General features: G+C 45.7%; 20 protein-coding genes and 2 tRNA genes. 16 read left to right on the top strand and 6 right to left on the bottom strand.

Translation table 11 applies throughout. The features are described 5' to 3' along the window. Positions 1 to 86 precede the first annotated feature (86 nt). The 7 genes from IEV98_RS12265 to IEV98_RS12235 all read left to right on the top strand — a co-directional run bounded on the left by IEV98_RS12265 (position 87) and on the right by IEV98_RS12235 (position 8,824). Positions 87 to 686, top strand: a complete 600-nt coding sequence (locus IEV98_RS12265; protein ID WP_188506302.1) for a TetR/AcrR family transcriptional regulator — start codon at positions 87 to 89, stop codon at positions 684 to 686. Between the two features lie 34 nt (positions 687 to 720). Continuing rightward, positions 721 to 2,055, top strand: coding sequence for a TolC family protein (locus IEV98_RS12260; RefSeq protein WP_229738721.1), 1,335 nt, complete (start codon positions 721 to 723; stop codon positions 2,053 to 2,055). A 21-nt stretch (positions 2,056 to 2,076) separates the two neighbouring features. Beyond that, positions 2,077 to 3,159, top strand: coding sequence for an efflux RND transporter periplasmic adaptor subunit (locus tag IEV98_RS12255; protein ID WP_188506300.1), 1,083 nt, complete (start codon positions 2,077 to 2,079; stop codon positions 3,157 to 3,159). 39 nt (positions 3,160 to 3,198) lie between these two features. Next, positions 3,199 to 6,369, top strand: coding sequence for an efflux RND transporter permease subunit (locus tag IEV98_RS12250; protein ID WP_188506299.1), 3,171 nt, complete (start codon positions 3,199 to 3,201; stop codon positions 6,367 to 6,369). Between the two features lie 188 nt (positions 6,370 to 6,557). Continuing rightward, on the top strand, positions 6,558 to 7,379 hold the full coding sequence (locus IEV98_RS12245; RefSeq protein WP_188506298.1) for a thymidylate synthase: 822 nt from the start codon (positions 6,558 to 6,560) through the stop codon (positions 7,377 to 7,379). 15 nt (positions 7,380 to 7,394) lie between these two features. Beyond that, positions 7,395 to 7,889 carry a dihydrofolate reductase gene (locus tag IEV98_RS12240; RefSeq protein ID WP_188506297.1) on the top strand — a complete coding sequence of 165 codons (495 nt, stop codon included), beginning with the start codon at positions 7,395 to 7,397 and terminating at the stop codon, positions 7,887 to 7,889. A 32-nt stretch (positions 7,890 to 7,921) separates the two neighbouring features. Beyond that, positions 7,922 to 8,824, top strand: coding sequence for a mechanosensitive ion channel family protein (locus tag IEV98_RS12235; RefSeq protein WP_188506296.1), 903 nt, complete (start codon positions 7,922 to 7,924; stop codon positions 8,822 to 8,824). Here IEV98_RS12235 and coaA read toward each other — a convergent pair. From coaA to IEV98_RS12220, 3 genes are all read right to left on the bottom strand, one after another. After that, the gene (gene coaA, locus IEV98_RS12230) at positions 8,821 to 9,777 is read right to left on the bottom strand and encodes a type I pantothenate kinase (RefSeq protein ID WP_188506295.1); all 957 of its coding nucleotides are present in this window, start codon (positions 9,775 to 9,777) and stop codon (positions 8,821 to 8,823) included. The genes IEV98_RS12235 and coaA overlap by 4 nt on opposite strands. An 87-nt stretch (positions 9,778 to 9,864) precedes the next feature. Then, positions 9,865 to 10,233 (bottom strand): methylglyoxal synthase, encoded by a 369-nt coding sequence (locus IEV98_RS12225; RefSeq protein WP_188506294.1) that lies wholly within the window; start codon positions 10,231 to 10,233, stop codon positions 9,865 to 9,867. A 45-nt stretch (positions 10,234 to 10,278) separates the two neighbouring features. Further along, positions 10,279 to 11,334, bottom strand: a complete 1,056-nt coding sequence (locus IEV98_RS12220; RefSeq protein WP_188506293.1) for a patatin-like phospholipase family protein — start codon at positions 11,332 to 11,334, stop codon at positions 10,279 to 10,281. A gap of 468 nt (positions 11,335 to 11,802) precedes the next feature. Between IEV98_RS12220 and IEV98_RS12215 the strand changes: the two genes are divergently transcribed. From IEV98_RS12215 to IEV98_RS12195, 5 genes are all read left to right on the top strand, one after another. Further along, positions 11,803 to 13,140, top strand: coding sequence for an ammonium transporter (locus tag IEV98_RS12215; protein WP_188506292.1), 1,338 nt, complete (start codon positions 11,803 to 11,805; stop codon positions 13,138 to 13,140). 168 nt (positions 13,141 to 13,308) lie between these two features. Continuing rightward, positions 13,309 to 14,340, top strand: a complete 1,032-nt coding sequence (locus IEV98_RS12210) for a porin (RefSeq protein ID WP_188506291.1) — start codon at positions 13,309 to 13,311, stop codon at positions 14,338 to 14,340. Positions 14,341 to 14,626: 286 nt separating this feature from the next. Continuing rightward, the gene (locus IEV98_RS12205) at positions 14,627 to 15,205 is read left to right on the top strand and encodes a hypothetical protein (protein ID WP_188506290.1); all 579 of its coding nucleotides are present in this window, start codon (positions 14,627 to 14,629) and stop codon (positions 15,203 to 15,205) included. 171 nt (positions 15,206 to 15,376) lie between these two features. Next, positions 15,377 to 17,266, top strand: coding sequence for a molecular chaperone HtpG (htpG, locus tag IEV98_RS12200; RefSeq protein ID WP_188506289.1), 1,890 nt, complete (start codon positions 15,377 to 15,379; stop codon positions 17,264 to 17,266). 63 nt (positions 17,267 to 17,329) lie between these two features. After that, a tRNA-His gene (locus IEV98_RS12195) sits at positions 17,330 to 17,403 on the top strand. A gap of 51 nt (positions 17,404 to 17,454) precedes the next feature. On the opposite strand, the gene ggpS is transcribed toward IEV98_RS12195, so the two are convergent. The 3 genes from ggpS to IEV98_RS12180 all read right to left on the bottom strand — a co-directional run bounded on the left by ggpS (position 17,455) and on the right by IEV98_RS12180 (position 21,180). Further along, a complete protein-coding gene (gene ggpS, locus IEV98_RS12190) occupies positions 17,455 to 19,707 on the bottom strand; it encodes a glucosylglycerol-phosphate synthase (protein ID WP_229738720.1) in 2,253 nt (750 codons plus the stop codon). 226 nt (positions 19,708 to 19,933) lie between these two features. Then, positions 19,934 to 20,500 (bottom strand): YqgE/AlgH family protein, encoded by a 567-nt coding sequence (locus IEV98_RS12185; RefSeq protein WP_188506288.1) that lies wholly within the window; start codon positions 20,498 to 20,500, stop codon positions 19,934 to 19,936. A 44-nt stretch (positions 20,501 to 20,544) separates the two neighbouring features. Beyond that, positions 20,545 to 21,180: an HAD family hydrolase gene (locus tag IEV98_RS12180; protein WP_188506287.1), complete on the bottom strand. Its 636-nt coding sequence runs from the start codon at positions 21,178 to 21,180 to the stop codon at positions 20,545 to 20,547. A gap of 65 nt (positions 21,181 to 21,245) precedes the next feature. Here IEV98_RS12180 and IEV98_RS12175 point away from each other — a divergent pair. The 4 genes from IEV98_RS12175 (at position 21,246) to hpf (ending at position 22,874) form a co-directional block, all read left to right on the top strand. Continuing rightward, positions 21,246 to 21,319, top strand: a tRNA-Ile gene (locus IEV98_RS12175). 31 nt (positions 21,320 to 21,350) lie between these two features. Continuing rightward, complete coding sequence (gene rpsU, locus IEV98_RS12170) at positions 21,351 to 21,542, top strand: 30S ribosomal protein S21 (RefSeq protein ID WP_188506286.1); 192 nt, start codon at positions 21,351 to 21,353, stop codon at positions 21,540 to 21,542. Positions 21,543 to 21,630: 88 nt separating this feature from the next. Next, positions 21,631 to 22,512 carry a tyrosine-type recombinase/integrase gene (locus IEV98_RS12165; RefSeq protein ID WP_188506285.1) on the top strand — a complete coding sequence of 294 codons (882 nt, stop codon included), beginning with the start codon at positions 21,631 to 21,633 and terminating at the stop codon, positions 22,510 to 22,512. Positions 22,513 to 22,526: 14 nt separating this feature from the next. Continuing rightward, complete coding sequence (hpf, locus tag IEV98_RS12160) at positions 22,527 to 22,874, top strand: ribosome hibernation-promoting factor, HPF/YfiA family (protein ID WP_188506284.1); 348 nt, start codon at positions 22,527 to 22,529, stop codon at positions 22,872 to 22,874. Positions 22,875 to 22,931 lie beyond the last annotated feature (57 nt).

Here is a 22,931-nt window from a genome sequence, read left to right as displayed (position 1 = left end):
GCTTCGGAAGATTTTTTTTTGCGATTTATCAGTTATGCTGTACTTTTGACCAAAATTTTAAAATAGTCAAATAGTAAAAAGGTAAGATGAGTACAGTGGATGACAAACGGAAACAGATTATAGGCGCAGCATTACGGCGATTTTCGCATTTCGGAATTGCTAAAACGGCCATGAGTGAAATAGCGGAAGATCTGAGGTTGTCAAAGGCTAATCTATATTATTATTTTCCGGATAAGTTTTCATTGATCGAGGCGATAGTCTATCAGATTATCGAAGAGACTGATATTGCCATTGGCAATGCCTTGGATAGCATACCTGGTACATTGGATCTGTTGATCCGGATGCTGGATATTAAGAAAGAGTATTTCGAAAAATATTATATGCTGGTGGTTGATCTGCACGAGATGAACATCAATGAGGAGAAATGGGCTGCATTGGCGAAAGCGATGTTTGAACGGGAAGTGGGCACCACTTCGCGGATTTTTGAACATGGAATAAAACGTAACGAACTTGTAACATTTGATGTTCCTGCTACGTCTGAGTTGTACGTTGCCATGATCCGAGGGCTGGCCATGTTTTGTGACCACGCCACACCACACACACTGGTAGATAGGGAAGAGCTGGCACGGATCATTGAAAAACAAAAGCAAGCGGCCACTATCTTTATCAATGGTATCAAAAAATAATATCCCGAAACAAAATAACATGAACATTGCAAAAATGAGTATACGATTAATGATAACGGTGCTGTTCGTTGGCCTGATAGGACCAAATATTGTCACAGCTCAGGAAAAGCTTACCTTGAAGGATGCGCTCGATTATGCGCTTGCGCACAGTGAGTCTATCAAAAAGGCGCAATTGGATATCCAAGGAGGGAAGCATCAGGTAGCTGAAGTACGGGCATCCGCGTTGCCACAAGTTGAGGGTACCGGTGCATTGAATTACAATCCAGTAATCGGTAAGCTGGTATTTGCAGGGCAATCGGTAACAATCGGGCAGCCTTGGGATTCGCGTATTGGGGCCCAACTTAGCCAGCAGGTATTCAATCAACAGGTGTTTACCGGGTTAAGGGCGGCGAAGACAACCAGTGATTTTTACGAAATAAGCGCAGAGCTTACCGAAGAACAGGTCATCGAATTGGTTGCGACTAATTACTATCAAGTATTGGTAAACCGCGAGCAGTTGAACGTGATTGATACCAACCTGAAAAACATTCGGGTAATCAACGAGATTGTATCCAACCAGTACAAAAACGGCCTCGCAAAGAAAATCGATGTGGACCGGATTAAGGTCAATATAACGAATCTGGAAACGCAGCGCCACGAATTGGTGAATGGTATTGTGCTATTGGAAAATCAATTGAAATTTTCGATGGGGATGCCGATTGAAACTGCGATTGTCTTGCCTGACACCGAATTGAAGGAAGTGCCGAACGCGATCGACTTTCCGGACAATCCTGGCCGGATGGAGAATTTGGTGGAGCTGCGATTAATGAACAAGCAATTGGAATTGTTGGACCTCCAACATAAAGCCTATAAGGCCGAGTACTATCCGACGTTATCGTTGGTCAGCAATTACAGCTATACTGCCATGTCGGATCGATTTAATTACCTTTATAAAAGTTCAGAAGATCCGATGGCTGCCCGGTTCGGCTCGATGCTGGTCGGTCTTAATTTGCGTATTCCGATTTTCAACGGGTTTGCCACCCGCGCACGGATGGGAAAAGCCAAGGTGGACTACCTCAAGGCCGAGCAGGATCTTTGGAATACCAAGCAGTCACTCAACCTGGCTAATGAAAATGCAAAAATTCAATTAAAGAATGCGCTGAACACCATTCTATCCCAGCGCGAAAACGTAACGCTGGCACAGGAAGTATACACGAGCACCCAGAATAATTACAATAACGGATTGGCACCATTGACCGATCTGCTGGATACCGAGAATGCATTGACACAGGCTCAAAACAGCTATACACAGGCGTTATTGAACTACAGGATTGCGGAAATCCAACTCAAAAAAGCAAACGGACAAATCAAATCATTAATAAACGAGTAAATCATCATCACCAAATAGTATATGAAACGGATAATTGTTACCATCGTTGTAGTCGCTGGGCTACTCGCCCTCATCGGATGGGTATTAACCAATAACAAAAAGGAGAACGAGGCAAAGACTGCCGTAGTCGCCGAAACAGGTGGAGCGACTGTCGTCAAGGCAGCTACGGTAAGCCGGCAACCGATCGTGCTCGACTTTTCCGCAAACGGAAATTTTGCGGCAAATCAGGATTTGAAACTGCTTTCTGAAGTAAGTGGCCGGATCACCAAATTGTTGGTAAGGGAAGGAGCACGGGTAAACCGTGGGCAGGTACTAGCACTCGTTGATCCTGAATTGACTAATCTGGATAAGCAAGTTGCGGAAGAAAACCTGCAGAAATTAAAGACGGACTATGCCAGGTATAAGAGTTCGTATGAAACTGGTGGGGTAACAAAATCTCAACTGGACGACATCGAATTGCAGCTGCGGAATGCAGAGATCAAGCTGCAGCAAGAAAGCAGACGGGTAGCCGATGCCAATATTAAAGCACCGATAAACGGCACTATCAACAGCCGCAGTGTGGAAATAGGCACTTATTTATCGCCCGGTACGGAACTCTTCGAAATCGTGGATCTTTCTCAGTTGAAGCTGAAAGTTACAGCCAATGAAACACAAGTAGTGAACCTTAACGTTGGCGACGAGGTAACCATCACGAGTACGGTTTTTCCGGCAAAGGAATTTACGGGTAAAGTTAGCTTCATCGCCGCTAAGGCCGACAATACGCTCAATTATCCCGTGGAGATCATTATCAATAACAGCGCTACTTCTGAATTGAGAGCCGGGATGTATGGTACCGCACACTTCAAGTTCCCACAACAAGAACCGACGATATTGATTCCGCGAGGTGCGTTTGTAGGCGGCGTCAACAGTAATCAAGTATACGTCCTTGGAGCTGATAGCGCCGCAGCAATACGCAAGGTGATAGCCGGAAGAATTTTCGGTGAACAGGTGGAAATTGTGAAGGGCCTTGAAGAAGGCGAAACGGTCATTACAAGCGGTCAAATCAATTTGGTAGATGGTGCAAAAGTTGATGCACAGGTTGATTCAACGAATAGCCAAAGATAACGCCTCGGATCCAATGTCTCACATCTCATATCTTAACTAATGAAGATAGCAGAAATATCAATAAAACGCCCATCCATTGTCATCGTGATATTCACCGCGCTGACCTTATTGGGCATCATGAGCTATTTCTCGTTGAACTACGAGTTGCTCCCCAAATTTACGCCCAGCGTGGTGTCGATTACCACGATATACCCTGGTGCGTCACCCAGCGAAGTTGAAAATACCGTAACCAAGAAAATCGAGGATGCGGTAGCTTCGTTGGAAAACATCAAGAAGCTAGATGCGACCTCGTTCGAGAGCCTGTCTATGGTGATTATTGAGTTGAATAGTGGTACCGATGTGGACTATTCGCTCAATGATGCCCAGCGCAAAGTAAATGCAATTTTGTCTGAGCTGCCAGATGATGCCGAGGCTCCGTCTTTGGCTAAATTTTCCATGGATGACTTGCCGATCCTATCGTTAGCCACTACGGCAAATATGGATGATGCAACGTTTTATGATCTGGTTGATAAGCGTATTCAGCCCGTGTTGTCACGCGTGCCGGGAGTAGCACAGGTAAATCTTATCGGCGGACAGGAACGCGAAATCCAGGTCAGTATTGACGCTTCCAAGCTTGAAGGGTATGGATTGTCTATCCTCCAGGTGCAGCAAGCTATTTTAACCTCCAACTTGGATTTTCCGACGGGTAGCGTAAAAACCCAAAACCAAGATATTTTGGTGCGATTGGCAGGCAAGTACAAATCTGTTGACGAACTGCGGAACCTGGTTGTAGCCACAACCCCTACCGGTGCACAGGTTCGAATACGCGACTTCGCCGATGTACAAGATACCCAGAAGGATGTGGAGAAGATTGCTCGTGTAAACCAACGAGGTGCATTGCTTGTACAGGTGCTAAAGCAGTCTGACGCGAATGCCGTGGAGGTAAGTCGCGGTACGCAGGAAATCATTGCCAATTTGATGGAAACCTACAAAAAAGAGAATCTGAATATCGAAATTGCAAATGACAGCTCTACGTATACGCTGGAGTCGGCCAATGCCGTTATATTCGACTTATTCCTAGCCATCGTGCTTGTCGCTGTGGTGATGTTGTTCTTCCTCCACAGCTTGCGTAATGCGGTGATCGTGATGGTGGCGATTCCCGCTTCTCTGATCGCAACGTTTATCGGTATCAGTCTCTTCGGATATACGCTCAACCTGATGTCGCTTCTTGGCCTATCGCTGGTAGTGGGGATCTTGGTGGATGATGCCATTGTAGTGATTGAAAATATCTACCGGCATATGGAGATGGGCAAAAATAAAGTGAGGGCATCTTATGACGGAGCAAAGGAGATTGGATTTACCGTTGTCTCGATCACCATGGTTATTGTGGTCGTTTTCCTTCCCATAGCGATCAGCACGGGCATGGTGTCTGACATCCTACGGGAGTTTTGTGTGGTGGTCGTGATCGCAACGTTACTGAGTTTGGTGGCATCATTTACCATAGTGCCCCTGCTTACGTCACGTTATGGAAAGTTGGAACGGGTGTCAAATAAGAATATTTTCGGGCGATTCGTACTGTGGTTTGAGAATCAGTTACATCGGTTTACGGGCTGGATTACCGGTGTGCTGAAGTGGTCGCTTAACCATAAGATCATTACGCTCGGCGCGATTACTGTGCTGCTATTTTCATCGTTTGGATTAATCATAGGTGGTTTTATTGGGGGTGAGTTCTTTGCCCAGGGCGATCGGGGTGAGTTTCTTGTTCAGATAGAGATGCCGAAAGACGCATCCATTGAACAAACCAACCAGATGACACAAAAGGCGGAAGAATTTCTCAGTACCAAACCCGAAGTGATATCAGTAATCTCAACGGTGGGTCAATCCAGTGATGGTTTTGCCGGTACCCAGGCTACCGCGTATAAGTCTGAGATCACTGTGAAGCTCGTTGGACGGGAAGATCGAGCGGACCCCAGCAACATTTATGCAGCTAAATTGAAGCGGGAGATGGAAAAGGTGTTGGTAGGTGCAAAAATAAAGACTGTACCGATCAGTATTGTGGGGTTTGCTGAGCAGGCACCTTTTGAATTGGTGGTCATCGGATCTGACTTGGATAGTGTAATGACCTACGCTGAAGGAATACTGGATCGTTTACGGAAAATTCCCGGCACTTCAGAATCAAAGCTTTCCGTAGAGGGCGGTACGCCAGAGATCACCGTAGAGGTAGATCGTGACAAGATGGCTGCACTTGGTTTGAACCTGCAGACAGTGGGTGCAAGTATGCAAACTGCCTTTAACGGTAATACAGACGGCAAATTCCGTTCAGGTGAATACGAATATGATATTAACATCCGTTTTGATGATTACGATCGTAAAAATGTGGAGGATGTGAGCAATTTGCAATTTGCGAACAGCGCCGGCCAATTGGTGCGGTTATCGCAATTTGCCTCCATAGGTGAAGGCTCCGGCCCCAGCCAGTTGGAGCGACGCGACAAGAGTACCTCGGTAAAGGTGCAGTCTCAGGTTGTTGGTCGTCCGGTAAGCGCGATAGCGGCAGACTTGGAAGGACAACTCTCCGAGATTCCAGTACCGAGTGGCGTTAGCTATGTGTGGAGCGGCGAGATGGAACAGCAATCCGAGGGTTTCGGTACACTTGGCATCGCATTACTCAGTTCCATTTTGCTGGTATATTTCATCATGGTGGCTCTGTATGACAGCTTTGTGTATCCGCTTGTGGTGATGTTTGCTATCCCATTAGCGGTCATCGGAGCATTTCTTGCGCTGGCACTCACCAATAATACGCTGAATATATTTACGATTCTGGGTCTGATTATGCTAATCGGTTTGGTTGCAAAAAATGCCATTATTCTGGTAGACTTTACCAATCACCTCAAGGCGGAAGGTAAGTCAACGCGGGAAGCGTTGATATTGGCTAACCATGCTCGGTTGCGTCCGATCCTGATGACTACTATCGCCATGGTGTTTGGGATGTTTCCCATCGCTATTGCCACCGGTCCAAGTGCAGAATGGAAGAACGGACTTGCTTGGGTAATCATAGGTGGCTTATTGAGCTCACTGTTCCTTACCCTTATCGTAGTTCCGGTGATCTATCAGATTGTGGATAACATTCTGCATTACTTTGGGCTTGACAAGAAAGGAAAGCCCATTGAGGAATTGATGGTGGAAGAATATGTGCATAAGGAAGTTAAAGAGTATGAGGAAGAGGCTATTTAGTGAGTAACGCCTTTCCTGAAGTAATTGAGGTCTTTTGCCCGCTGGAGTTCAGCGGGCATTTTTTTTAAATGATCCCACTGAAAGAACTGGTATGGTAGTTACTAACATTCTTGTCGGGTGTGGATTTTTTTATCCGCCAACGGCCATGAAATCTATGTATCTTTACTCGCGAAAAGGAAGGATTTACGATGAAGCAATACCTCGATTTGATGCGCCATGTGTATGAAAATGGCACTGATAAGCACGACCGTACAGGTACCGGTACACGTAGCGTTTTTGGCTACCAAATGCGGTTTAACCTAAAGGCTGGTTTTCCGTTGGTGACTACCAAGAAAGTGCACCTGCGCTCCATTATCCATGAATTGATCTGGTTTCTCAGAGGCGATACCAACATCCAATACCTCCAGGAAAATGGAGTGAGCATCTGGGATGAATGGGCCGACGAACAGGGAGATCTCGGTCCGGTATATGGATCGCAATGGCGCTCGTGGCCTACACCCGGCGGGGAACATATTGATCAAATTAAGCAGGTAGTCGAGCAGCTAGAGACTAACCCAGATTCCCGCCGTATCATCGTGTCGGCGTGGAATGTGGCTGAAATCAAACACATGGCGCTACCGCCATGCCATGCGTTTTTCCAGTTTTATGTGGCACCGGCTGATCCCCGAAATGGATTGTATAAACCGCAGCTTTCTTGCCAGCTTTACCAACGTAGTGCCGATATCTTTCTCGGCGTACCCTTTAATATTGCCTCTTACGCGCTGCTTACCATGATGATGGCCCAGGTGTGTAACATGGAGGCCGCAGACTTTGTGCATACATTTGGCGATGCCCACCTCTATAGTAATCACTTCGAACAGGTGGAGCTCCAATTGAGTAGAACACCGCGGCCATTGCCTACCATGACTATTAATCCGACAGTTGCCGATATTTTTTCCTTTCAATACGACGATTTCCAGTTAACGAATTACGATCCCCATCCACGTATAAAAGCGCCCGTGGCGATATAGATCACTAACAGCACCATGGAACGTCCCTTTGTATCGGCCATCGTGGCCGCAGCTGAAAATAATGCGATTGGTAAAGATAACCAGTTGTTGTGGCATTTACCCAACGACCTCCGGTTTTTCAAGCGCACGACGTCGGGCCACCCGATCATCATGGGCCGTAAGACTTTTGAATCGGTCGGAAAACCTTTACCCAACCGTCGTAATATCGTTGTCACGCGCCAGCCCGACTATGCCGTTGAGGGGGGCGACGTTGTCCACTCTATCCAGGCAGCATTGGCGCTGTGCGCCGACAATGCGGAGGTTTTCATTGTAGGTGGTGCGGAAATCTACAAGCAGGCATTGGCGATTCTGGGGCGTATTTACATCACCCGCGTGCATACCGAGGTGGCAGGTGATACCTTTTTTCCGGATATTGATGAACAGGATTGGGTTTTGGTTTCTGAAGAGTTTCACGCGCCCGACGAACGGCATGCATATGCTTATACCTTCATGGTGTACGAGCGTATGTGATCGATTTAGACAGAATTACGTGTTTTACTGCTATGACATATGAGTCTGATATAGCCAAAAGGAAAGCCCTGGGAAGATGGTTTTTTTTCGCCCTGAAAGTAGTGCTTTGGGTTATCATTGCCTATTCTTTTACGTCCAACACCGTGTTGTATCGCGACTATCCTCATTTGGCACAGCTGGCCTATGCGGTCAATACATTTCTTACGGGAAGTATCTTTATCTCGATCGGCCAGTTTATTTTCATAGCGCTGTATCGGAGGCGAAATAAAAAGAATAATCGAGTTAGGGGTAATTATGTGTTGGGAATCAACCAGATTGCTACCTTGCTGAATGTGGTGTTTGCCATCCTTGGGCTGATGCTGGCCTTTGGTATCAATCCAAAGGAGTTTTTGACCAGCATTACCATCGTAGCGATGGCCATTGCCCTATTATTCAAAGATTATATTACCAACATGATCAGCGGGTTGCTGATTATGTTTTCCGACCAATTTACCATCGGTGATACGGTACGCATAGGTGAATACCAAGGCAAAATAATGGATATTACCTTGGCGAATATTATGGTGAAGAACGACGATGATGATGTCGTACTGATTCCGAACAATACCGCATTTACCACGAATATCATCAACCAATCGCTTCAGAACTCCCGAAAGCTCACCATTGAATTTGAGCTCGCGCTGGCCAATGCTTACCAACACGGCGCGTTGGAGAAGCAGCTTCATGCGACTTTGCAGCGACATGGTGCCAATATTGTTCAGGGTAGCTTTCAGCTAAGGGTGGTAGGGATCGGCAAGGATTTCGTTCACTACAAACTGCAGTTCTCAACAGCAAAAAAGGATACACCTTTACGAAGACAATTGCGCAACGAACTCTATTTGCGCATTCTGACTTTTGAGGCTGAACAAGCTGCAGAGCAGCCCGGAAAAAGTTAGACTTTTCTGACTTTTACACTTTTTACGAAATGATGACTGCCCTTTTCGAGGATTAGATCCGCGCGGAATCGGGTCGGCAAGATGTTTTTGATAAGGTTAGGTTTGTTGATTTCATTCCAGATGTTAGCCGCCATTGCGGGGCTCTCTGCTTCGTTGAGATCAGCATAACGATGGAAGTATGAACCAGGGTTTTGAAATGCAGTCTTACGGAGCCATTCGAAACGCTGAGTGTACCACTGTTGAAGATTATCTGGAGAGGCATCTACGTATATGGAATAATCGAAAAAATCCGATACGAAGACCCGCGGACCGCGGTGCTTGCCTTTCACATTCACCTGCAGTACGTTGATGCCCTCCACGATCAATATATCGGGTTGTGCTACCCATTGCAGCTCATCAGGGAGGATATCGTAGGCCAAATGGGAGTACACCGGTGCTGATACCAGTTCCCTGCCCGATTTGATGGCCGATAGAAAGCCGAGCAGTTGCCTCGTATCATAGCTCTCTGGGAATCCTTTGCGATTAAGTATTCCTTTAGACTCCAGGTAGCTGTTCGGGTGTAGGAAGCCATCGGTAGTGATTAAGTCTACCTTTGGCGTGCCGGGTAATAAGGACAATACCTTTTGCAATACCCGTGCCGTGGTACTTTTGCCAGCCGCAACGCTCCCGGCGATGCCGATCACGAAAGGCAGGTGTTTGGTGTGGTTGCTGAAAAAGGAATTAGTCTGTCCGTGCAGTTGCCGGTAATTGTCGATGTGTATGCGTAATAGCTGACTCAATGGGAAATATACCTCCTCGATTTCCTGCATGGTCAGCGGTTCATTTAATGCATTCAGCTTTTGGATATCTTCGTCAGCGATGAGGTAAGATGAATGGCCGTTGAACGCTTTCCATTCCTCGCGCGTCACATGGCGAAAGAGCGAATACGTTATGCCGTTGTCCGTTTTTACCATACCTGTCGGATTGGTGGAAACCGCAAAATTAGATAAAATGCATGGTATTTGCGCATGTGAGTTGAATAAAGTAATAGTTTGGCCAGTTTAAAGTGTGCCTTTTAGGATAAGCTCGCCAGTGGCAGGGTTGGTGGCCAAAGGTACATTGTACACATCGCAGACCCGCATCAGCATTTGGATATCCGGTTCGTGGGCATGTTTGCCCAGTGGATCTCTGAAAAAAATGATGGCGTCGATTTTACCCTCGGCAGCCAATGCAGCTATCTGCGCATCCCCGCCTTTAGGGCCACTCAATTTTAATTCTACATCCAACCCGGTCTGTCTGATGTACGCGCCTGTAGTTCCCGTTGCTACCAGCTTTGCATTTTGCAATAAAGCGATGTTGTCTTTCACGAATCCAACCATCTCGGGTTTTTTACCGTCATGTGCAATTAGTGCTATTGTTTTTTGTTCCATGGATTTATATAAAGTATGAAATTGGATGTTCTGGATTTGTTAAAATTACCCTTTCGAAGACAAAAACCGCCAGGGCCCCTTTGGTAGCGAATTTTCTTTATCGGCTACCAATTGCTTGACGATCCGACTAAGCAACTCATCGTTTTCGCTGACCATTCGGTCGCCCAAGGCGATCAGCTTTTGGATGTTGTTATGACTTGCTGCATCGAGTTCTTCGTGGATGCTATGCAAGCTGCTGGGCTCTATCCGGATGTATTGTTCGGCCTTCCCAGTTGATCGGTACAATTGCTGCAAGAAGAAATCGCTACTTTCGGCAGCTCCGCTCATCATGATGTCGATCAATGCAGGGCCTATGGATATGGCGCGGCTCTCTTTGAAATGTTCGTAGTCATAGGCTTTCCTCGACCGTCCGGTGCCCAACGACAGGATGGAGATGTCATTGATTTTGGTTTGGTTAAAAGCTTTTGTGACTTCCACCAATGCGCTCATGGAAGGGTTTGGTGCAAATACGCCACCATCGAGCAGCGGATAACGTGTGCCGCTCATTGAATAGATCTCGGCGACACTGAAATATGTCGGGGCGGCGGAGGTAGCCCTGCAAACATCGCGCAAATAGAAGTCGCGCGGGTCACCTCGAACAATGGCGGTCTGTTGCCGGAAAAAATGTGTTTTCCGTAGTTCGATGTTATAGGCGGTGATGATGCAGGGTTTTAGCAATTGGCTGAGCTTGTATTCGCCGAAATAACTCTCCAGCACATGTTCGAGGGTCGTGCTTGGGTAGCGTTCACTCAGCAGTCCAAATTTTGCTACGAGTCTTCGGAAGAAGCCTGCCTTGAAGATGTCGCTACCGTGGGTAACATAAATATCCAACGCTTCTTTTGCCGAATACTTGGGACGGGAAGGATCTTGTTCGTGAGGGCATAGCAATAGGCATGTAAGGATGCCACCTGTGCTCGTTCCGGCGAAAAAGTCAAAGTAATCCACTATCGCTGCGTCTGGATTTTCGCTTATGCGTTTCAGTCTCCGTTCCAAAGCCGCCAACAGCATGCCGGGGATAATTCCACGGATACCACCGCCGTCAATCGAAAGAATTTTCTTCATCGTTTCTGCTTTGCCGGTAAAAATAGGTTTTTTTCCGATAAGGATTCACGTAGAGCTATCGAGCCACCCTAATATTTCAATCTTATTGTTAATATTTTTATATTACACGTTAAGGATTCCTGTTGGGTGCTACCTTAAACCAATGCCCACAATCTTTATAGCGATAACAAAATCTTGTTTTAGGTGAATAGATAGTGTTTCTTTTTTATTAAATAATAGATTTAATTTATTTTAGAGGAAATGATGCTATTTTTTATTATAAAATGATGTATTATTATAATTATGATTTAAATATAAGGTATCTGTTAGTATTAGTTTGGTCTTTTTGAATAAATATCATTAATTTATTTGTATTTTTTTGATTTTTTCAATAGAAAAATTGTTTTTATCAAATTTTTATACATATTTGCATTGATGATTGTATTAATGTTAAACTATAACCGCATTTCTAACTAATTTTTGAGTATTATGGAGTTATTTACTTTGGATTTTTCCGTTTTGTCTGATTTATTCGGTGTGGGTTCAGCGCTGCCGCTATTGTCGGTGATGACGCAGGATGCTGTTACCGAGGGGCCAACCATTACCGATGTGTTGTTGACGGCTAACAACATTTGGATGATGTTGGCCGCAGCGTTAGTGTTCATTATGCACTTAGGCTTCGCCAGTGTAGAGGCTGGTTTTACGCAATCCAAGAACACGGTCAATATTTTATTCAAGAATACGTTGACGCCCGTTCTTGGCATTGTAACCTATGCACTATTGGGATTTTCGTTGATGTATCCCGGAGATTTCAATGGATTTCTGGGCTTCAGTATTGAAAGTTGGGACGTGATTTGGCTCAACCCTGGCGCTGCGGACATCAGCGCGGGGTATGCGGATGGGGGATATACGTTTTGGACCGATTTTGTCTACCAGGCGATGTTTGCCGCGACGGCAGCCACCATTGTATCCGGCGCTGTTGCTGAACGCATCAAGTTAAGCGCGTATCTTACGTTTACGTTGTTTTTCGTAGGGTTAGTTTATCCGATTATTGGTAGCTGGAAATGGGGTGGCGGCTTTTTGGATGAATTAGGTTTTGTCGACTTTGCCGGCTCCACATTGGTTCACTCTGTTGGCGGATGGGGTGCTTTGATTGGTATTTGGCTATTAGGCGCGCGTATCGGTAAATACGATAATGGAAAAACAAGTGAAATTGCCGGTCACTCGGTTCCGTTGGCTACAATCGGCGTGTTTTTGCTATGGCTAGGATGGTTTGGTTTCAATGGTGGGTCCGTGCTTTCCGCAAATCCCGGGTTAGTGTCCCTGGTGTTGACCACTACGGTATTGGGGGCCTGCGGTGGGGCCATCGGCGGGCATTTCACGAGTATGCTTGCAATGAAGCGTATTGACTTCGGCATGGTGCTGAATGGCGTATTGGCAGGATTGGTGGGTATTACAGCAAGCGCCGATATCATCACCCCGCTGGAAGCGCTGATTATAGGCGGTGTGGCGGGCGTTTTGGTAGTGTTTTCGGTAATGCTGTTGGATAGATTGAAACTGGATGATTGCGTAGGTGCCGTATCTGTTCATCTTACCTGCGGTGTATGGGGTACATTGGCCACAGGGATTTTTGGTGAAGGAGCCTCATTTATGCCTCAACTCTATGGTGTTTTGGCCTGCGGAGCCGCTGCAGCGGGTGGTGCCTTTATCATCTTTGGCATACTGAAAGCTACGGTGGGTTTGCGTGTCAAACCCGAAATCGAAAAACACGGCCTTGATAGTGAAGAGCACGGTATTCGGGGATATACGATTTTGGTGGAAGACTAATCTAGGTTTTCCCTTTGCACAATAGTGAACTAACTAAGGTTTATATAAAAAGGCTTCCGAGATAACGTGCGTGTTTCCACAACACGTTATCTCCAAAAGCCAATCGTTTCATCACTCTTCCTAAAAAGACTGGAAATCACACTTGGAAGAGGCAAAATTACTACAAATATGAAAAAAATTTTTATCGCAGGAAGTATGCTATTATCAGCGCTGCTGGCCTCTGCCCAGGATGAATCGCTGACGATTTCAGGATCGGTGGATGCCTATTACAAATATGACTTTTCGGGGTATAAGGATGACGCCGGGCTTGGCAACATCCCAACCTCGTTTGCCAATGAGCAAAACTCGGTTTCATTGGGGATGATTAACCTCATTTTAGGAAAGACCGTAGGCAAAGCGTCGTTCGTTGGAGACGTGTCTTTTGGGCCGCGTGGGCAATACCAATCCCTGCTCAACGGACATGACGGCAATACGTTCAACATCCAGAACTTGTACATGAGCTATGCCTTCACCGACAAGTTTTCGATGACCGCGGGTTTTATGGGCACATTTGTCGGTTATGAGATCATCTCACCTACGGGCAATTTCAATTACTCCACTTCATACCTCTTTTCTGCCGGACCGTTCCAGAATGCCGGTATCAAGGCTCAGTACGAGTTTTCAGACAAAGTAGGGCTGATGGTCGGTTTGTTTAACGACTGGAACGTCTACCAAGATTTCAATGGGGTGTCTGATTTCGGCGCGCAGTTGCGTCTTTCGCCAGTTGAAGGCTGGGATGCCTACATCAACTTTCTTGACGGCCACGAAACAGGGATGATTTTTGATTTGACGACCTCCTATCAAATCACCGATGCCTTCAAGCTGGGGTTGAATGCCGCGGATTTCGCTGCTGAAGGGGAAGATGCAGGTGGGTATCAAGGTGGTGCATTATATGCACAGTACGGCTTCACGGATGCCTTTGCACTCGGCGCGCGCGGCGAATACTTTAAATACAAAGATATGGGTAGTGGCGCTGATATGATCGAAGGTAATTCCGTTTTCGGGCTTACGCTTTCTGCAAACGTAAAAGCAGGTCCGCTTACGGTTATTCCTGAGCTTCGTTTTGACAACAATTCGGAAGAAGTGTTCTTCAAAAATACAGATTTGGATCTGTCAAAAAGCGCCTCGCAATTTTCATTGGCATTGGTATACGCGTTTTAACGCCTATCGAATATACTGCAAACACATGGATGAGCTCAACGGGTTGCACAGCCCGTTGGGCTTTTTTGCTTGCGTATATTGCGGCGCTTGTGTGAAAAGCAAGCGTTCCGTTTTGCTGTGGAAGCACGTAGAATCGTTGCACAAACCTAACACAATTGTTGCTTAAAAAGCATGCTTGATTCATAGTAATTTGTTGTAGAATTGGTTTCGATTTCCTATATTTATGGCTGTGGGCTATCTTGGGAGGATAACCCGTATAGTTATGTATTATTAAATTGAAGGAGTTATGGTTAATTTAGTAGCAATTTTTGTTGCGGGTATTGCCATTGGGCATGGCAACCCGGTGAAGGACGATGTGGGTAGGGATGCTGGACAATTTGCAGTGGACCAACGCGGAAAGTTTGTGGTGTATAAATCCAACGCGTTGGCAGACGAAGTCAGTTTTCCTGCTGTGCAGGAGCAGCTGACAGCATTTTTAGATGCAAAAGGGAACGAAACCACAACCAAATCGGCAGGGCGTTTGGAAAGTACAGGTAGCGTTTCGATGAAGAAGCATGCAGGTATAGGCAATTACGTAGCCGGAAAAATCAACTATACCCTAGTACTAGAAAACAGCGAAGGGGAACTAAACTATTGGTTTACCGACCTAAGCTACCAACCGTATCGCAATGATCGCTATGGAAAGCGGATCAAAGCAACGGTCGCTCCCATCCCGTTGGAAGATCAGTTCAGCAAGCTGAACGAACGGATATGGGCAAAACAAAAAAATTACGCTTACGAGGCCCTCGATGAGTTGGCCAACCAGGTGCTTGGTCAGCTGGAGGCAGCAGGAAGGCCGAAGGTCGTAACCACCAATATGGAATGACGGTCGATCGACTGTTTTTAAGAAAAACTACGGCGGGGCGCTTTGGCAAAGCGCTCCTTTTTTTGTCATAATGTCCTGCCATCCTGACGGAACGAGGTATTGGAACGTATATTGTTCACGCTGGACACGACGAAGTATTAGTTAACGTTATACGATTTACATCCTTACAATATGAACGAAAAAGGCAACATATCCATCCATACCGAGAACATATTCCCGGTGATTAAAAAGTTTTTGTATTCAGACAATGAGATTTTCTTGCGGGAGCTGGTTTCGAATGCCGTGGATGCTACCCAGAAAATTAAGCGATTGGCTTCCTTGGGTCAGTATAAAGGCGAATTGGGAGACATAACCATTGACGTGGCGTTTGATGAAGAGGCTAGAACCATCACGATTTCGGACAATGGAATTGGCATGACGGCTGAGGAGGTTAAGAAGTATATTAATCAGATCGCATTTTCCGGAGCTGCGGAATTTGTTGAAAAATTTAAAGAAGCGAAGGATGCCAATGAAATTATCGGGCGTTTCGGGCTGGGTTTCTATTCGGCATTTATGGTTGCCGATCAGGTGGAAATTCAGACGCTGTCTTATCAGGAGGGCGCGGAAGCCACCCGTTGGGTTTGTGATGGTAGTACGTCTTACGAGATTTCTGAAGGAAACCGGACAACGCGCGGCACCGATATTATCCTGCATATCAATAATGATTCGGAAGAGTTTTTAGCTAAAGGAAAGTTGCAGGATATACTGGAAAAGTATGGTAAATTTCTACCGGTACCCATCCGCTTCGGTACGCGTACCACGAGTGAGCCCGATGGAGACGACGACGAGGGAAAGCCAAAGTATAAATCAATCGAGGTAGACAACATCATCAACAACACCACTCCGGCTTGGACGAAATCGCCTTCAGATCTGAAGGATGAAGATTACCTAGCGTTTTATCGGGAGCTATATCCTTACTCGATGGATGAGCCGCTTTTTTGGATACACCTCAATGTCGACTATCCGTTTAACCTGACGGGGATTCTCTATTTTCCGAAAGTCAAAAATGATTTCGAGATTCAGAAGAACAAAATCAAGTTGTATTCGCGTCAAGTATTCATCACGGATGAGGTGAAGGATATCGTTCCGGAATTTTTGATGCTACTTCATGGGGTCATCGATTCCCCGGATATCCCATTGAACGTGTCGAGGAGCTTCCTGCAGGCCGATAGTAACGTAAAGAAGATCAATGCGCATATTACCAAAAAGGTAGCCGATAAGCTGGCTGAGTTATTTAAAGGGGACCGCAAGGGTTTTGAAGAAAAATGGAAAGATATTAGCCTTTTCGTCAAATACGGTATGCTCAGTGATGATAAATTTGCCGAAAAGGCAAATGACTTCTGCTTGGTGAGAAATACCGATCAAGAAGTCTATACGCTTAAGGAGTATGCGGAGAAGGTAAAGGACATTCAACAGGATAAAGACGGAAACGTCGTGTACCTCTACACCAACGATATTGCACAGCAAGACAGCTATATCTCAACGGCCAAAGATCGGGGATATGACGTATTGATGATGGACTCGCCAATAGATGCTCATTTTGTAGGTTATTTGGAGCAGAAGACGGAAAAAACGCAGTTGAAACGTGTGGATGCTGACGTGATTGACAAGTTGATCAAGGCAGCGGATTCCAAAGAGCTGCAATTGACGGAAGACGAAAGCAAAACGGTGGTATCTCTTTTTGAAAAGGCCATCAGTCGCGATAATATGAAAGTGGAAGTGGATGCCCTCGGCGAGAATGAGTTGCCAGTGACAGTGACGATCGATGAATTCATGCGTCGTATGAAAGATATGGCACAAACCGGAGGAGGCATGAGCTTTTATGGTACAATGCCTGACAATTATAAGGTGACGGTAAACGGGAACCATCCGTTAATTAAACGTGTTCTATCGGCTGAAGACGAAGATCAGCGGGAACAACTGGCTAAACAAGCGTTTGATTTAGCGTTGTTATCGAGGGGCTTGCTTACCGGAAACGAACTGACGAATTTCGTGAAACGAAGTGTCAGTTTGATCGGTTAAGGTTTTTTTTAAAATTGTTGTTGGATTGTTGTTTAATTGCTACTTTTGCAATCCCATAACACGGTAGGTATAGCTCAGTTGGTTAGAGCACTAGATTGTGGTTCTAGGGGTCGTGGGTTCGAGTCCCATTACTTACCCAGATAAAGATACAAGGCACTTACAGATTGTAGGTGCCTTGTTTGTTTGATTTATAGTGCGATTTGCGCTGTAGCCTTTTCCAGTCCTTCAAGAAAATCCTTCCCCCAACGTTGTACGTCATAGTGCTTTACGGTTTCAAACAATCGCTGCATGCGGAGCTTCCTTTCCGGGGCTTCCAAAAGTAATGCATTTTGTAAGCTTTCCTTCAGGCTGAACATATCGTAAGGGTTTGTACGAATGGCATGTGGGAGCTCCACGGATACACCTGCAAATTCGGAGATCACCAGTACGCCGACTGGATTCTTTTGTAGTCCTTGCACCGCCACATATTCCTTTGCAACGAGGTTTAGCCCATCGCGTAACGGTGTAATCCATGCGACTTCGGCAATCGCATAGTAGGAGATAACTTCTTCAAAAGGGACGGATCGGAAGAAAAAGCGGATGGGTGTCCAATCCATATCGGCATATTTCCCATTAATCTTTCCAACGGCCTGTTCCAGCTCCTCTTGTATTCGTTCATATACCTTCATGCCTTGGGACGGTGGCGTACAGATATTGATTAACTCGAGTGTGCCATGATACTCGGGGTGTTCTTCCAAAAACTCACCGAAAGCTTGAATTTTCTCCAGCGGACCTTTTACATAGTCCAGCCGTTCCACCGATAATATAATACGCTTTCCTGCGGTCTGTTTACGAAGGGTTTGAATGCGCTTTTTGGTTTCGGAGCTTCGACAAATCCGGCGAATATTATCCATGTTTACCCCAACAGGCTGAGCACCCAGTCTGATGGTTTTTCCACCCACGGCAATTTGTTTGGTCATCTGGTCTATACCAAGCGCGCAGCTGTAGGTTAGAAATTGCTTTGCGGCATTTACACGACTAATAACCTTTACCGGGGCGTGGCTTTTTACTACATCCACAAAATTCTCAACGTAGCGCGGTATGTGGAAACTGATGAAGTCGCATTGCAGCAGACTGCCAATGATTTCATGTCGCCATGGGATAATATTGAAGATATCTGCCGGCGGAAATGCAGTGTGGTGGAAAAATCCGATTTTCAGATCGGGGCGTAGTTGACGCAGGTAGGCAGGTACCATCCACAGATTGTATTCATGTATCCATATATATGCGCCTTGTTCAGCCTCGGCGGCCACACGGTCGGCAAACAGTTCGTTGATGCGAAGGTAGTGCTGCCAGTGATCATGATTAAACTGAGCTTTGTTGATGAATGAGAAAATAGTGGGCCAGAAGGCTTCCTTCGAGAAAACACGGTAGAAAAGATCAATATCCTTTTGCGGTAGAGGAATGATTGATGCTTTCAAGTTGGGGTAGTTTGGTTTGTCAATGTATGGATTGAGTTCTGGGTTTTCGCCCAGTAGTCCAATGGCTTCTTCGCCAACCCATACTCCCGGTCGACCAGTATCGAAGAAACCGAGCAATGAGGGAATAATCCCGTTGGGACTACGTGGCGGGATCCGCTTGGTTTTTCCTTGTGATACCTCGATGTCAAATGGCAGTCGATGGTAAACCATCAGTAGTTGCTTATTATTGATGTCTTTTTTGGCTATTGTTTTTTTCCGTGCAACACGATAACTACGAAAGCATTCAAAATGCTCCATTGCCTCCAATATCCCGCCGGCACCTTCTTCGGTAGCCCGGTAGACGCTGGGCATTTTTTTTACCGCCTCCATCAGGGCGGGCTCCGACTGCCCCACAGCCACCCCCCTGTAGCCTGTTGTAAAAAGGGAATAATCGTTGTAGGTATCGCCCGCAACCAAGATCTTATCTTCTGGAAAACCGATGAATTGGATGAGCTGCATAAGTGTCGTTCCTTTGTTGACGCCCCCGGGTAGTATGTCGAGGTATTTGCCAGCAGATAGCAATACGTCGCACTGGTGTGCATCGGCTATCCCTTTGATGGTGTGCAAATCGGCGCTATCATCGTAATAAAATGAGCAGCGTCGTTGCTGGGGCACTTCTTGGGGATGTAGCCCCGGTATATTGGCGAAGTGTTGTTTGAGTAGGTATTCATCAGGCCATCGCCGCTCAATATCGGACTGGATCGAGACCACGGGTTCCCTAGAGTGGCCATCGACGATAGTTGCTCCCACATCACTGATGATATAGTCGGGAATGGGCATCATCGGATCGTGCAGCAAGGGGAGAACTGTTTCCATCCCCCGGCCGGTTACGAAGACCAGTTTGATATCCCCGCGGTCTCTTATCAAACTATAAAGCTGTTGTTTTTTTGTTAACGAACCTCCTAGAAAGGTGCCGTCAAGGTCAGTAGCCAATAACATCATCGTTTTTTCTTTTTTCAAGCGCACCACATTCAGTCATCTGGCGATGCAGTTACACTTTGTTAGACAAATACGGGAGATTGATATTTACACAGGTGACCCAATACCTGCCCCTTCGCGTTAGGGCATTAAAACCGCATAGAAAGGGATTTTTCAGATCGAGAAGGGACCAATGCTTAATCCCAGGCGGTGCAAAGGTAGTTAAAAAAGGTCGTAAACCCAAATGCTATTAATTCCACATGGGGTTCTGGGGGAAATTTGCGACGTGGGCATATCGAGGTCCTAGTGAAACAATGGCTTCCTTCCATAGGTTTTCGCTGTCGTTGCCAAAGGTAATGTCCGCATTATAGTGATTGCTAACCACCCAGGCATTCTCCTTGAGCTCTTCGTCGAGTTGGCCGGGGCTCCAGCCGGAGTAACCCAAGAAAAATTTAATCTCATCATTTGTGATGCTGCCATTCCGTATTAGGATTTGTAAGCTTTCAAAATTGCCACCCCAGTATATGCCGTTTCCCAAACCTATCCCACTATGCAACTTGTCGTAGCATTTGTGTATGAAGTGGATACTTTCCTGTGCTACGGGCCCGCCGAAAAATAGGGGGAAATCAGCTTCCGGGAAATCAAGCATGACATCGCTAAGCTGTATTGCCGCAGGCTGATTAAGTACATAACCAACAGTGCCGTCTTCGGAATTATGCTCGCACAATAAAACAACCGCGCGTTGGAAGTTGGGGTCGAGCATAAAGGGTTCGGACATTAGCAGGCTTGCTGCTTGGGGAACGTTTTTGTTGAACATAGCGGAACCTCCATTCCTGTTAAGACAGGTAAATATACGAAAAATCAGATGTCATATCCCAATCGGTGCAAAAGTTTGGGGAGGGTGTCACCGGGTGCGAGTAAATGAGCTTGCAGGCCCAGTGTGTTGGCCGCCTCAATGTGTTGGGGACTGTCGTCTATAAACAGGGTTTGTTTCGGGTTCAGTCCGTGTGTGTCCAACACGAACTGGAATATCTCGTTGTCGGGCTTCCGCATCCCCATGAGGTGGGAATAATAATCCTTTTCAAAGAACATCGTATTTCCGACGATGCCGAACTCACGGTCTAGGTAATCCATGATCCAATTGTAGTGGATTTCGTTGTTGTTGCTTAATAAAAATGTACGATAATGCGCTTTTAATTGGTGGAGCAATTCATGGTGGTGTGGCCGCACACCGATAAGTAGGCTGTTCCATGCATTGTCAATGGCCTCATCGGTTAGCTCACCATTACCGGTAGCCTTCCGTATTTCATTACGGAATTGTCCAGCCGTAATGATACCTTTATCAAAGGCATCAAATAGTGCGTGTTGAGCCCGGTGACCATAAAATTTATCCACGTCCTCGATGCCCAATTCAACTAGCGATTGTCTTAATACGGAGAAATCGATATCAAATAACACGTTGCCGTAATCGAGGATAATGTTCTTGATATTTTGCATAAAAATTTCTAAATCTGTATGCAAATATGTACATTTGCACCCGCAAAACAATAATTATTTGCACTGCGCCTATAGCTCAGTTGGTTAGAGTAGAAGACTCATAATCTTTTGGTCCCTGGTTCGAGCCCAGGTGGGCGCACAAAATATGACGAAAGGAGGTATAACAGGATATGATCATTGTGAATGTGAAAGACGGAGAATCGTTGGATCGGGCATTGAAGCGTTTCAAGAAGAAGTTTGAAAAGACCGGGGTATTGAGGGAGCTGCGTTCCCGTCAAGCGTATGAGAAGAAATCCGTTACCCGCCGTACGCAAATTAAAAAGGCAATTTATAAACAAGGCCTTAACCAGGATATCCTCTAAGGATATTTCCAATATAGATAAGCAATTTATTTGTAGCATCGGAAAACTATCCGTATATTCAGCATGTAGAATATATGGATAGTTTTCTATGTTTGTAGACCGGTTTATTCGTTTTATCGCGTATGAAAAGCGCTTTTCTGAACATACACTTACCGCCTATGGTCATGAAGTGCAACAATTTGTTGATTATTTAACAGCACTAGATACCGGTGTTGATAAAGTGACACACCGCCAAGCAAGGGCGTATTTGGCCACGCGATTTGAACGTGGGCGCAGCCCAGCAACAATCAATCGAAGCCTCGCCGCACTCCGTACCTATTATAAATTTCTTATGCGCGAAGGCGCGGTGCTGCAGAATCCCTTTGCATTGGTAAAGGCATTGAAGACACCGAAGAAACTTCCGGTAATTGTAGATAAAGAAAAATTGTCGTTACTGCTGGATGCGGAAAATGTTTTTGCTGATACATTTGAAGGCCTGCGGGACAAAACGGTTTTGGAGCTGTTGTTCGGTACAGGTATCAGGCTTTCAGAGTTATTGCAAATCCGTGATGAACATATCGATTTTTACAATGGGAATATCCTTATCTTTGGTAAGCGGAACAAGGAAAGACTCGTACCGTTGAACAAAGCGTTGATCGTGCTGCTCCAACATTATATCAGTGAAAAAAAAGCACAGCATTTTGACAACAATTCGACCCATCTTATCGTTACTAAAGAAGGGAAGAATGCTTATCCCAAATTGATCTATGACATCGTAACACATTACCTTAGTATTATATCTTCGCAGCGAAAAAAAAGCCCGCATGTGCTGCGGCATACTTTCGCTACTGCGCTGCTCGATAACGGGGCAGACCTGAACGCGATTAAGGAATTACTAGGGCACGCTGGGCTAGCTGCCACCCAGGTGTATACGCACAATTCGGCCGAACGGCTTAAATCGATTTATAAACAAGCCCATCCAAAGGCTTAAAAAAAGGAGGAAACATGAATATTATTGTGCAATCTATTCGTTTTGATGCAGACAAAAAGTTAATCCAATTCATCCAGAAGCGGGTGAACAAACTCGATCAGTTCTTTGATCAAATCATAGACGGGGAGTGTTATCTCAAGGTGGAAAATGTAGAAGATGAAGCAAACAAGGTAACGGAATTCAAACTTAATATTCCGGGTAACCAATTATTTGCAAAGGCACAGGCTAAATCCTTTGAAGAAGCCACAGACCTCGCAGTCGAATCGTTACGTAGGCAAATTAACAAACATAAAACCAAGACACGAGCAAAAGCGAGCAACCACAAAGAATTACTCTCACAAACTGATGAGTATGTAGCATAGCATTGATTTGCTCTGGAAAGATAGTGCTGACCTGGTGGGTAAAACGCCCACCAGGTT

The sequence above is a fragment of the Parapedobacter pyrenivorans genome, assembly GCF_014636865.1.
Lineage (GTDB): Bacteria > Bacteroidota > Bacteroidia > Sphingobacteriales > Sphingobacteriaceae > Parapedobacter > Parapedobacter pyrenivorans.
Note: the sequence above shows the minus strand (reverse complement) of the source record. Positions and strands in the feature narration are given on the sequence as shown.